A 12,532-nucleotide genomic window follows, 5' to 3' on the forward strand; every position below is an offset into this window, starting at 1 on the left:
TACAGGGACGTACTTGCGGGGTGTCCTGCGCAGGCCTCCCCGCCGCCGCTACCCGAAATCAAACAGGCGCCGCAGCTCCGGCTCCGGAACGCACCACGTTCAACACCTCATGGCACGCGCCCATCGTGTGGTAATCCACCTTCCCGGCCGGGCTCTTCTCATCGCTGTACTTGCGGTTGTCCGCATCCAGGATGCGGAACCACGCACCGTATTCATGGTCCACGAAGTGCTCCCACGCATACGCCCACAAACGGTCGTACCACTCCCAGTACACCGCATCACCCGTGCGCTGTGCCAGCACCGCCGCGGTCGCCAGCGACTCCGCCTGCACCCAGAAATACTTGTCGTCGTCGCAGACGCTGCCATCCGGCGCGAAGCCGTAATACAACCCACCGCGCTCGTTGTCCCAGCTGCGTTCCACCGCCACGTCGAACAGATGGCGCGCCATCGGCACCAGCCAGTCCGCCTGTACATGGCGATCCAGGATCAGCAACAGCTTGGCCCACTCGGTCTGGTGACCCGGCTGGAAGCCCCACGGACGGAACAGGTGCTTTGGATCATCCAGGTTGTAGTTCCAATCGATGTTCCAGTCGCTGTCGTAGTGCTCCCACACCAGCCCGTCTGCCTTGGCGGCTTGCCGCCGGGTCATGATGTCGGCCAGCTGCAGCGCGCGATCCAGGTAGCGCTGCTCGCCGCTGCTCTCGAACGCGGCCAGCATCGCCTCGCACATGTGCATGTTGGCGTTCTGCCCGCGGTAACCGCTGAAGTTCCACTGCGCATCGGCTTCGTCACGGTACAGACCGTGCGCCGGCTCATGGAACCGCGTTTCCAGCAGCTGCCAGGTCTCCTCCATCCAGCCACGCGCTTCTTCGATGCCCGCCTTCAGCGCGCAGCTGTACGCCAGCAGCACGAAGGCGACGCCGTAGCAGTGGTTGGTAGCGTCTTCCACCACGCCATCGCGCAGCGTCCAGGCATAGCCGCCGGTGGCCGGGTTGCGATGCACCTCGCGCAGGTAGCGCACGCCATGCTTGACCCCGTCCAGATAAGCGGCATCACCGAACTCGCGGTAGGCCATGGCGTAGTCGAAGAGGAAACGCGTGCTGCTCACCAGATGGCGATGCCCTGCGTCGTAGACGCTGCCGTCGTCACGGAAGTAATGGAAGAAGCCACCGTTCGGATCGATGCAACGCGGATGGTAGAACGCCATCGTGTGGGCGATGTGGCCGCGCAGGAAAGCCGGCGAACGGAAGTCCGGAGTCTGGGTCATCAGTGCGATTCCTCGGTTTGCAGCAGCAGTTCGTTGACTTCATCGCGCGAGGGCATGGCCGCGAATGCGCCCTTGCGGGTCACCGCCAGCGCGCCCACCGCAGCGCCAAAGCGAAGCACCTCGCGCATGGCGGCTTCATCGCTGCAGAACGCCGGCAGGCTGGCGGCATCCACGCCGCGCTCGATCAGCGCGGTCAGCAGGCCGCCGACGAAGGCATCGCCCGCAGCGGTACTGTCCACGGTGACCACACGGAAGCTGGTGGCCTGGCCCTGCGCGCTGCGCGTGTACCAGCGCAGTGCGGCGGCGCCATCGGTGACCACCACCCAGCGCGCCTGCGCGGCAAACAGCCGTTGCAGGACCTGCGCGGCGCCGTCGTCGCCCAGCGGTGCGGCAAGGAAATCCAGCTCTTCGCGCGACAGCTTGACCACGTCTGCCAGCGCCAGCGCCTGCCACAGCGTCGGCAGCGGATCGGCGTCGGCCGGCCACAGGGCCGGGCGCAGGTTGAGGTCCAGGCTGACCAGTGCACCGGCCGCGCGCGCACGCTGCATGCCCTCGAACGTCGCCTGCGCGATGGCCGCTTCGGTCAGGCTGTTGGAACAGACGTGGAAGCAGCGTGCCTGCGCAAAGCAGGCTGCCTGGAAATGCTCGGCGCGGAACAGCAGGTCCGCCGCCGGCGGCCGGTAGAAGCTGAAACTGCGCTCGCCATGCGGATCCAGCGCGACGAATGCCAGCGCCGTCTTGGCCGCATCGGTACGCGCGATGTAGTCGATGCCCACGCCGTGCTGCTGCAGGCTGTCGGCGAGGAAATCGCCGAACATGTCCCGTCCCAGCATGCCCACGAACTGGGTATCCACGCCCAGCCGCGCGGCGGCCACCGCGACGTTGGCCGGCGCGCCACCGGCGTATTGCAGGAACGCGCGCGGCTCGGCCGGCGAGGCCGGTGGCTGCGCTAATAGATCGATCAAAATCTCGCCGAAACAGACAATGGTGCCCATCTGCATCAGCCTCCGCGGGTCGTGGCAGCCGGCAGGCGGGCGCCCACCAGACCGAAGAAGATGACGTAGCCATAGCACAGCAGCGGCAGGATGAAGCTCGGCTGCAGACCGATGTGGTCGGCCAGCACGCCCTGCAGGTACGGCACCAGCGCGCCACCGACGATGGCCATGATCAACAGGCTGGAGGCCTTGTTGGTCAGTGGGCCCAGGCGTTCGATGCCGAGCGCGAAGATGGTCGGGAACATGATGGAATTGAACAGGCCGATGGCCACCACCGAGTACAGCGCGACCTGGCCCGAACTGGCCATCGTGGCACCCAGCAGCACGACGTTGATGCCGGCGAACAGGGCCAGCATGTGCCGCGGCGAATAGCGGGTCAGCAGCGCCGAGCCGGCGAAGCGACCGATCATCGCCATCGTCCAGTAGGCGGACACGTAATGGGTGGCCTGCTGTTCGGTGAAGCCACCGATGGTGGGCATCGACAGGTAGTTGACCAGGAAACTGCCGATGGAGACTTCGGCACCCACGTAGAAGAAGATGCCCAGCACCGCGAACAGCAGGTGGCGGTGGCGCAGGGCCGCGCCGTAGCTCTGCTGAGGGCCATCATCGACCTTCTCGGTGCTCTCGCTCAGCGTCGGCAGGCGGAACAGGTAAACGAACAGCGCCAGCAGCGCCAGGGCGATCGCCAGGCCGATGTAGGGGCCCTGCACCGACTGCGCCTCGGCTGCACGGTAAGCGGCCTGTTCGGCCACCGACAGCGCGTTGATCTCATCGGCACTCTTGACCGTGTTGCCGAGGATCAACAGTCCGCCGAAGATCGGCGCGATCGCCGTACCCAGCGAGTTCAGTGCCTGGGCGAGGGTCAAGCGGCTGGAACTGGTTTCCACCGGACCCAGCAGCGCCACGTACGGGTTGGCGGCCACCTGCAGCACGGTGATGCCGGTGGCCAGGACGAACAGCGCGCCCAGGAAGGCGCTGTACTCGCGCAGCTCGGCGGCGGGCCAGAAGCCCAGCGCGCCTACGCCGGCGATCAACAGGCCGGCCACGATGCCTTTCTTGTACCCCAGGTGGGCCACCAGCCGACCGGCCGGCAGGGACATCAGGAAGTAGGCGCCGAAGAAGGTGAACTGCACCAGCATCGCGCGCGCGTAATTCAGTTCGAACACCGCCTTCAGGTGTGGAATGAGGATGTCATTGAGGCAGGTCAGGAAGCCCCACATGAAGAAGATGGTGGTGGCCACGCCCAGCGCCATGCGGGTGTTGACCGGTGGTGCGCCTTGCCCGGGCGTGGTGTTCAAACGGGGCGTTGATGAAATCGGCATGCGGGTTCGCGCCTCGGTGCGCGTAGGTTGAATGGGGAAGGGGAATCAGTTCGGGCGGGCGGCGCTGCTTTCGCGTATGCGCAGCTGCACGGGGGCAACGGTACGCTGCGGCGGCGCATCCGGGGTCTGCACACGCTGCAGCAGCAGCTCGGCGGCCTGGCGTCCGCGCGCCCGCGGATCAACGGTGAGGGTTGTCAACGGCGGCACGGCGACGGCCGCTTCGGGAATGTCATCGAAACCGGTGACGGCGAAGTCGCCGCCGGGACGGATCCCGCGCGAGGTCAGGCCCAGCATCAGCCCCAGCGCGACGGTATCGTTGTAGCAGACCGCCGCACTGGGCCGCCCACCACCGACGAACAGTTCGTCGACCCGCCGCGCGGCTTCCAGGCGGTTCGGCGCCGATTCGATCAGCCACTGCGGCGTGACCGACAGGCCGGCCTCGCCCAGTGCCTGCTGGTAGCCGGCACGGCGTTGTTCGCAGGAACTGGAATCGGCGTGGCCACCGAAGAAGGCGATTTCGCGGTGACCGCGTTCGATCAGGTGGCGGGTCGCCAGGTAGGCCCCCTGCTGGTTGTCCAGCGCAAGGAAATCCCAGTCAGCGCCGGCCAGCGCACGGTTGAACAACAGCACGTTGGCGGTCGGGCCCAGCGCCTGGCGCACCTGCGCGGTATCGCTGCCTTCGGCCGGTGACAGGATCAATCCGGCCGGGGTGTGCTCCATCAGCGTGCCCAGCACCGCCTGCTGGCGCTGTGGTGATTCGCCGGTGCTGCCGAGCAGGGTCACGTAGCCCTGGTCGCCCAGTGCTTCGTCGACGCCGGCGGCGAACTCGGCGAAGAACGGGTTGGACAGGTCGTTGATCACCAGCGCCACGCTGGAGGATGTGCGCCGGCGCAGGTTGGCCGCCGCGCGGTTGTACACATAGCGCTGGCGGCGCAGTTCGGCCTCCACCTTGGCGCGCGTATCCACGTTCACCAGCGGGCTGCCACGCAGCACCAGCGACACGGTCGCCCGTGACACGCCGATCGCGCGTGCGATGTCGGTCACGGTGACCGCGCGGTCGCCGCTTTTGCGCGGCCCCTTGCTGCCGGTGGCGTCATTCATCCTGTAATGGACCCTGAGCTCTGGATAGGTACCTGAATCATAACGGCCCCAGCCGCGCGTGCACGGTCATGCGCAGCACGGGCGGCCGAATGCCTCACTTCAGGACGCTGCCGGGTGCGGCGCAGAACGAGACCGGCAGGTCATTGACCGCCGTGCCCCAGCCCTGTTCCGGCGCCTGCGTGCCGAGCGACCACTGCAGGGTCGGGCCAGCGCGCAGCGCTTCCCAGTCCAGCCACACCGCGGACTGCGCGGCGCCATCCACTTCCACGCCCTGCACGTACTGCAGCGTGCGACCGTCCGCGCCGGGGGCGCGCAGTTTCAGCGTGCGGCCGTTGCCCAGCGCCACATCCACCTTGGCAAAGCGCGGCGCGTGCAGCAGGAACTCACCACTGCCGGGCACCGCCGGATACAGGCCCAGCGCACTGAACAGGTACCAGGCCGACATCGTGCCCAGGTCATCGTTGCCGGTCACCCCGTTCGGGGCGTTGGTGAACAACTGCTGCGCTGCGCGGACCACGGTGGCGGTCTTCCACGGCTGGCCGATCAGCGTGTACATCCACGGCGCATGCAGGTCCGGTTCGTTGTTGGGGTTGTAGCGGTACTGGTTGTAATAGCTGTAAGGGCCCACCACCCATTCCTTGCGCGCGGCCTGCAGCGGATCGGCCAGCAGCGCATCCATCGCGAAGAACGCATCCAGACGCTTGCCAGCCTGCTCGCGGCCATGCATCGCCTCCACCAGGCCCGGTACGTCCTGCTGCGCCAGCCACTGGTACTGCCAGGCGGTGCCTTCATGGAAACCATGGTGCGAGCGCGGGCTGTAGTGGCCGTCGGACGGCGCATACCACTGGCCACCGTCGGTGCGCGGACGCGGGAAGCCGGTGAAACCGGTCTCGTCATCGCGGACCGACACATCCCACACGTTGCGCCAGTTACGCCCACGGGCACGCAGGGTCGCCGCGTCGGCGGCATGGCCCAGGCCATCGGCCATCTGCGCCAGCGCACAATCGGCCAAGGCGTATTCAAGCGTCGCCGAACCGCCATGGTGCGGGTCCACGTCCATGCCCTTGGATGGGAACGCGCGGTCATACACCACGTAGCCCTTGTCCAGGTAGGACGGGTTGCCCGAGCGGCCGGCCGCGCGGGAGTTCAACGGCGGCACGTCGAACGCATTGCGGCGCAGCGCCGACCAGGCTTCCTGCTCGCGGCCTTCCAGCGCGCCGAAGCGCCACAGGTCGGCCATGAACGGCGTGACCGGATCGCCGGTCATGATGTTGGTTTCGAAGTTGGCATAGCCCCAGCGCGGCAGCCATCCCCCCTGTGCATCGATGGCCAGCAGCGTGCGGCCGATGTCACGCACCACCTGCGGGCGGGTCAGCGCCAGCCACTGGTTCTGCGCGCGATAGGTATCCCATAGCGAGAAATACTCGTAGTACGTCCAGCCGTCGGCACGATGGATCGCATCGTCGTAGCCACGATAGCGGCCGTCGGCATCGCTGCCCGTCAACGGTTGCAGGAGCGCGTGGTACAGCGCGGTATACAGCACCGTGCGGTCGTCCTTGCTGCCCCCGTCGAGCTTCACCGTCGACAGTTCTTCGCGCCAGGCGTCCTGCGCCAGGCGGCGCATGCCATCGAAGCCGAGCAGCTTGCCGCCCTGCATGCCATCGCTGCGCAGGTTGGTGCGCGCACCTTCGGCATCCACGTGCGAGATCGCACTGACCGCGGTGACGGCGCGGCCCTGCGCCATGTCGAAGGTCAGCCAGGCACCATTCGGCTTGGCCTCGCCTTGCATGCTGTGGCGCGCGCCGGGCAGGCCGCGCTCTTCGCCCCACACCCCGTGTGCGGTGAACGGACGGTCGAACTCGATCCGGAACCACGTCGTGTACTGATGGCCACCGCAGAAACTCTTGGTGACCAGCTTGCCTTCCACCACGCGGTCGCCGACCACGTCGACCACGCTGCCGATCACCGAATGGCGCTCGTTGGCCTGTCCGACATTCACCAGCACGTGGCCTTCTTTCTGTCCGGCGGCGAAGGTGTAGCGTTCGGCGGCGGCGCGGGTGCGCGCGGTGGCTTCGGCATCGATGCCGCCGTAGCCAGTCAAGCGCACGCGGTAGTAGCCGGCCTGGCCGACTTCACCGGCATGCTCATAGGTGGACGCATAGGCCTTGTGGTCGAAAGCCTTGGGGTTGGACGTATCGAAATCGCCGCCTGCCCCGATGGTGCCGGTGACCGGCAGCACCGAGACCTGACCGCCCTGCTCCCAGCAGCCCGCACCGGACAGGAACGAATGGCCGAAGCCGCGGATTTTTTCGTCGTCGTAGCGCCAGCCGGCGTAATGGCTGCCGATCGGGCTGACCTGGATCAGGCCGAACGGCGCCGAGGCGCCCGGGAAGGTATTGCCATCATCCTTGCTGCCGATGAAGGTGTTCACTTCGCGCTCCAGCGCCGCCGGCGCGGCCTGCAGGGCGGGCGCGGCAGACAACGCAATCACGCACGCCAGCGAGGCGATGGGCGTGAAGGCACGCAGGGGAAAACAACGTCGGAAGGTCACGTTCACGGGCTCCTTGGCGGGCGTTGGCAGATCGGGATCCGAGCCGACAGGCCCGCGTCGCGGGAGGTCGACCCGATACCTGTTCGTCGATTTAGATCGATTGAAGTAAACATGAACGTCTGTCCTCGCGCATCCTGCAGCGCAACATGGAACACCGCACGCCGGGGCGCGGGCGAACTGCAAACGTTTTCATATTGCGCAGCAGCATGCGACTTGAGTCAGGCCGTGTTAAAAAATGCGCGGCAATCGTTTAGATCGATCCAACTTCAAACGGTCACGATTGCCGGGTTCGGAATCCGACAGCAACGCCCCCAGGTGCCCTGTCTCTCCCGCCCCACGCTTGCGGTCTCGCGTCAAAACATAAGATCGATTCAAGTATTTCGTATCAGCCAACGGTTCGATCCAGGAGAGGGAGAGAATGAATTACATGTCACACAAGCACGGTTGCCACGCCCTGTCGGCAGCCATCGCATTCGCCTTGGCGGCCACTGCGGCGCCGGCGTTCGCCCAGGACGCAGCACCCGCCACCCCCGCCGCTTCGCCCAGCGCCACCACGCTGGACAGCGTCAATGTCACCGGCTACCGCTACGCCATCGAAAAGAGCCTGCAGCAGAAGCGTGACGCCAATGCCGTGGTTGAAGTCATCACCGCAGAAGACGTCGGCAAGTTCCCCGACAAGAACGTCGCCGATGCGCTGCAGCGCGTGCCCGGCGTGGTCATCACCCGCGATGGCGGCGAAGGCAAGAATGTCAGCGTGCGCGGCCTGGATGCCGACCTGACCCTGACCCAGTTGAACGGCAACTACATCGCCACCTCGGAAACCAACAACGAGGCTTCGCGTTCGTTCAACTACACCCTGCTGCCGTCGAACATGCTGGAGAGCGCGGAGCTGTTCAAGTCGCCCGAAGCGCGCATCGACGAAGGCGGCATCGGCGGCACGGTGATCCTGCATACCCGCCGCCCGCTGGAAATGGAAGCCAACTCCGGCTTCGTCAACATCGAAGGGGTCACCTCCGATACCAGCGACAGCGTGGATCCGAACCTGTCGGCGATGTACGCCTGGCACAGCAAGGACGAGCGTTTCGGCGTGCTGATCGGGGCGACCAAGCAGAAGCGCACCAACCGCAGCATGGAAGTCACCGTAGATGACTACCAGTGGTACGGCGCCGGCACCGAGGCAAAGGACGCCTACGGCAATACGCTGCCGCAGGATGGCATCCATTACTGGTGGGGCGAGTCCGGTTTCAACAACCAGACCGGTGGCAACTACAGCGAATTCTTCATGCCGACGTCGGTCAACTTCGGCGTGCGCGAAGAAGAGCGCGAGCGTACCGGCGGCCAGTTCACCTTCCAGTTCAAGCCGGTCGACAACCTGACCGTCACCGCCAACTACTTCCGCTTCGAGCTGTCCGGCGACTACACGCTGAACCAGGCCAAGATCCCGGAGTGGAACATCGCCCGCTACAACGGCGACGGCAACTGGGCCGGCGGACGCCTGCTCAATGGCATGGACTTCGATTCCAGCGGCAGCGTCGTCACCGGCGCACAGTTCGAGAAGCTGCCGGGCAAGGCGTACTACTGCAGCGAAGCACAGGCCGCTGCCGCCGGCATGGCGCCGGGTGGCTGGGGCCCGGATGACTGCACCATCCCCACCCCGCAGCTGAGTGGCGCCTACAGCCGCGAAAAGGCGCTGTCGCAGACCGGCGACCTGACCGTGGACTGGGAAATCAGCCCGCTGTCCAAGGTGACCTTCAAGGGCGGCCGCACCTGGTCCGAAGGCGGCCCGTCGATCAACTTCCGCATGTCGGCCAAGCCGCGCCGCCAGGTCGATGGCGTGTGGCAATCCGGCAACAGCTACAGCGCGTACGACCTGACCGGCACGCCGTCGGCCACGTTCTCGCCGGACCTGCAGGACCAGCTGATGGCCGGCATCGCCGAGATCGACACCGGCTCGACCGATTCGTCGTGGCGCGAGACCAGCATCGAACAGAACTACTTCCAGGCCGACTTCACCCGCCTGTTTGAAAGCGGCTTCATCGATTCGTTCCAGTTCGGCGTGAAGTACCGCGACGGCAAGGTCCATCGCAACACCGGCAACACCTACTGGGCCTGCCAGGGTGCTGATCCGAACGATTACGAGGCACGCTACCAGGCCGGCAACTGTGCCGATCCGGAAAAGAGCGTGGCCCAGCCGGGCTTCTTCCTGTCCAGCCCGATCGACGACATCGCCGGCGGCTTCGACGCCAACGTGATGCCGGGCATCAACTTCCCCGCCTACCTGGCCTACCTCAACGAACGCTACGGCGGCATGCAGAAGCGGATCGAGCCGGACTTCGTCTACGACGTCAACGAGAAGATCTACTCGACCTACTTCCAGGCCAACTTCCGCACCGAACGCGTCCGCGGCAACCTGGGCGTGCGCCTGGTGCAGACCAAGCAGCACGCGGCATCGAGCGACTCGGTCGAGCGCTTCATGGACTACTTCGTCGACGGCGCCGACGGCAATCCGCTGGCCTGCCCGACCGGCGCGCCGCCGGCTGGCACGGTATGCGAATCCGGCTTCGTGCGCCGCGACGTGCGCGAAAAAACCTACGAGCAGTCCTCGCTGGACAAGACCTACACCGATGTCCTGCCCAGCTTCAACATCGCCTGGGACATCACCGAAAACCTGGTGCTGCGCGGCGCGGCGTCCAAGGTGATCGCACGTCCCGGCTATACCAGCATCGCCTACCCGGGCGGCCTGGAGTACATCAGCGAGGAATACAGCAACGACCGCCGCGTGGCCGGTGGCACCACCACCCCGGGCTGGTACGGGTCGGGCAGCAACAAGCAGCTGGAGCCGTTCGAGGCCCTGCAGTACGACCTCGGCCTGGAGTACTACTTCAAGCCGGGCGCGGTCGCCGGCGTGGCCCTGTTCCGCAAGGACGTGGACAACTTCACCGTGCCGGTGGTGACGGACCAGCAGATGGACGTGGGCGGCGAGATGGTGACGGTGCAGAACTACTCCACCGAGGCCAACGGCCGTGACGGCGTGTCGCAGGGCGTGGAAATCTACGGCCAGTACACCTTCGACATGGGCTTTGGCATGCAGGCCAACTACACCTACAACGACACCAACCTGGCCTCGATCGTGCTGGACGGAGAGAACATCGGCGCTTCGCCGCTGGTCGGCAGCGCGAAGAACCAGGCCAACGTGACCCTGTTCTACGAGAACGACAAGTTCCTCGCGCGCGCGTCCTACAACCGCCGCGGCGAAGTGGTCGGTGGGCTCAACAACGGCATGACCGTGTTCACCGAGCCCTACGACCAGCTGGATCTCAATGCGGCCTACAACCTGACCGAGGCGTTGACGCTGACCGCTTCGGTGCTCAATGCCACCAAGTCAGAACAGCGCATGCACCTGGGGGGCGACACCAAGGCCCGCCTGATCTCCAACATCTACAGTGGCCGCCAGCTGTACTTCGGCCTGAACTACAAGTTCTGAGCTGAAAAAACCCCGCCTCGCGGCGGGGTCCGTTCTCTCCGCGGCAGCCGCGCCTTGATGGGCGGCTGCCGTTTTTTTTCTGCGGCCTGCTGCGCTCGCCAACCACTGGCCGGCGCTACCCTCGCCTGCTGCTCAGGGCTGGGCTGACTGCAACGCGTAACGGGTGCTGGCGGTGTAGACCGAACCATCCGGCTGGGTCGCGCGCACGTCCACCTTGTGCTCACCAAGGGCCAGGTCGGTGGCCAGCGCGCCGCGCCACAGGTGCGGCGACGGGGTGGCTTCGGGCGAACGGTCATAGCCGCGCAAGGCCGGGGCCAGGTCATCGGCCACGTTCTCCGCCAGCAGCCGCGGATCGCCCTGGCGCACCTGCTTCATCGGCTGCCAGGGGCCGCCGTCGATGCGGAACTCCACGCGCGTGGCAGCCTCGCCCATGTACACGTTGGCGAACACGCCCCAGGCCGGGTAAGCGCCCTGGCGCAGTACCTTCGGCGCATGCAGGCCGATCTGTTCGCTGTCCGCCGCACCGGCCACGCGGTACTGCAGCCGGTACGTCCCGTTGCCGGCCACATCCAGCAGCGCGTAGCCCTTGGGCGTGCCATCACTCATGGTGCTGTCGGGCACGCCACGCCGATCCTTGACCCCGGACCAGAACGCGCCGCAGTTGGCGCCGACGTTGTACTCGTGCAGCGGCTTGTCGCCGTGCCAGCCATCGGCCGCGGCGTGGTAGTAGTGCTGCTGGGTATGGCTGTGGCCGCTCAACACCAGCACATTGCTGAAAGGCTTGAGCATCTCGAACAGGCGCTGGCGGTCGGCATGGCGGAAGGTTTCGCGACCCGGTGCGGCATCGAACAGCGGGATATGCATCCCGAGCACCAGCAGGCGGTCGTGCGGCACTCCCTTCAGGTACTGGCCGAGGAAGGCGAACTGATCCTCGCGCAGCCCGCCGATGTAGGTCGGCCGGGCCGCCGGATCGTAGACCACATCGTCCAGGAACACGAAGCTGGCGCCGCCCTCTTCCACTGCATAGGTGTCCGGTCCGTACACCGCACGCCAGCTGTCCAGCGAATGCTCATCATGGCCGGCGTCGAAATCCAGGTCATGGTTGCCGGGGACATGGAACCACGGGACACCGAGCTGGGTGGTCACCTTGTTGATGGCCGGATACAGCGACAGGTCGTCGTTGACGATGTCGCCCAGCGTGGTGCCGAGGCGCGCCTTGGTCTTTCCCACCAGCGGACTGACGATGGATTGCTCGTAGTAGCCTATGTCACCCCGCGTTGCGGTCTGCGGATCGGTGAACACCAGCATCTGGAAGCCGCGGCGGTTGTCGTGTTTTTCAGGGGCGAGCGCGAAATCGTAGGCAGTAGCGGGTGTGCTGGTCGGCGCGATGCCGCGGTACTTCAACACCGGCGACCCCTGCGGGACGTGGTGGCGCCAGAATGCGGGCAATCCATCCGAACCGGCTGGAATGCGGTAGCCGTCGGGCTTGATGATGAACACGGTATCGCCGGCCTCGACCGGCAGGCGATAGCTGCCATCGGCGCTGGTGCGCACGATGCTGCGGCCGTTGGAGACCTGTACGCCGCCCATGCCCGGATCGGTCGGCCCGCGACCGGACTTGCCATCACGTTCCTGGTAGACCCGTCCACTGACGGTGACCGCGTCGGCCCATGCGGGCGCGCTGGTGAGGAGCAGGCAGCACAGGCCTGCAGCATGCAGTTTCATGATCGGGGGCCCCGTGGCAAAGACGGGATAGTGTAATGGCCGATGATGACCATCTGCCCAGCGCTGCGCATGGCGTGCCGGCCGGAA

The 12,532-nt window shown here is 66.1% G+C and carries 7 protein-coding genes; 1 reads left to right on the forward strand and 6 read right to left on the reverse strand.

Annotation, left to right across the window (positions count from 1 at the left end; all coding sequences use genetic code 11):
- Positions 1-58: 58 nt before the first annotated feature.
- From CXG43_RS14340 to CXG43_RS14360, 5 genes are all read right to left on the reverse strand, one after another.
- The gene (locus CXG43_RS14340; protein ID WP_101100536.1) at positions 59-1,267 is read right to left on the reverse strand and encodes an AGE family epimerase/isomerase; all 1,209 of its coding nucleotides are present in this window, start codon (positions 1,265-1,267) and stop codon (positions 59-61) included.
- Positions 1,267-2,262 (reverse strand): carbohydrate kinase, encoded by a 996-nt coding sequence (locus CXG43_RS14345; RefSeq protein WP_101100593.1) that lies wholly within the window; start codon positions 2,260-2,262, stop codon positions 1,267-1,269. The genes CXG43_RS14340 and CXG43_RS14345 overlap by 1 nt, the downstream gene beginning before the upstream one ends.
- Positions 2,263-2,267: 5 nt before the next feature.
- Positions 2,268-3,584, reverse strand: coding sequence for a sugar MFS transporter (locus CXG43_RS14350; RefSeq protein WP_101100537.1), 1,317 nt, complete (start codon positions 3,582-3,584; stop codon positions 2,268-2,270).
- Positions 3,585-3,629: 45 nt separating this feature from the next.
- Positions 3,630-4,685 (reverse strand): LacI family DNA-binding transcriptional regulator, encoded by a 1,056-nt coding sequence (locus CXG43_RS14355; RefSeq protein ID WP_101100538.1) that lies wholly within the window; start codon positions 4,683-4,685, stop codon positions 3,630-3,632.
- Positions 4,686-4,779: 94 nt separating this feature from the next.
- Positions 4,780-7,176, reverse strand: a complete 2,397-nt coding sequence (locus tag CXG43_RS14360; RefSeq protein WP_232767818.1) for a GH92 family glycosyl hydrolase — start codon at positions 7,174-7,176, stop codon at positions 4,780-4,782.
- Between the two features lie 478 nt (positions 7,177-7,654).
- Between CXG43_RS14360 and CXG43_RS14365 the strand changes: the two genes are divergently transcribed.
- Positions 7,655-10,720, forward strand: a complete 3,066-nt coding sequence (locus tag CXG43_RS14365; RefSeq protein WP_101100540.1) for a TonB-dependent receptor — start codon at positions 7,655-7,657, stop codon at positions 10,718-10,720.
- Between the two features lie 132 nt (positions 10,721-10,852).
- Here the strand turns inward: CXG43_RS14365 and CXG43_RS14370 are convergent, their stop codons facing one another.
- On the reverse strand, positions 10,853-12,445 hold the full coding sequence (locus CXG43_RS14370; protein ID WP_101100541.1) for a calcineurin-like phosphoesterase family protein: 1,593 nt from the start codon (positions 12,443-12,445) through the stop codon (positions 10,853-10,855).
- Between the last annotated feature and the right edge of the window lie 87 nt (positions 12,446-12,532).

This window comes from Stenotrophomonas sp. Bg11-02 (assembly GCF_002836635.1).
GTDB lineage: Bacteria > Pseudomonadota > Gammaproteobacteria > Xanthomonadales > Xanthomonadaceae > Stenotrophomonas > Stenotrophomonas lacuserhaii.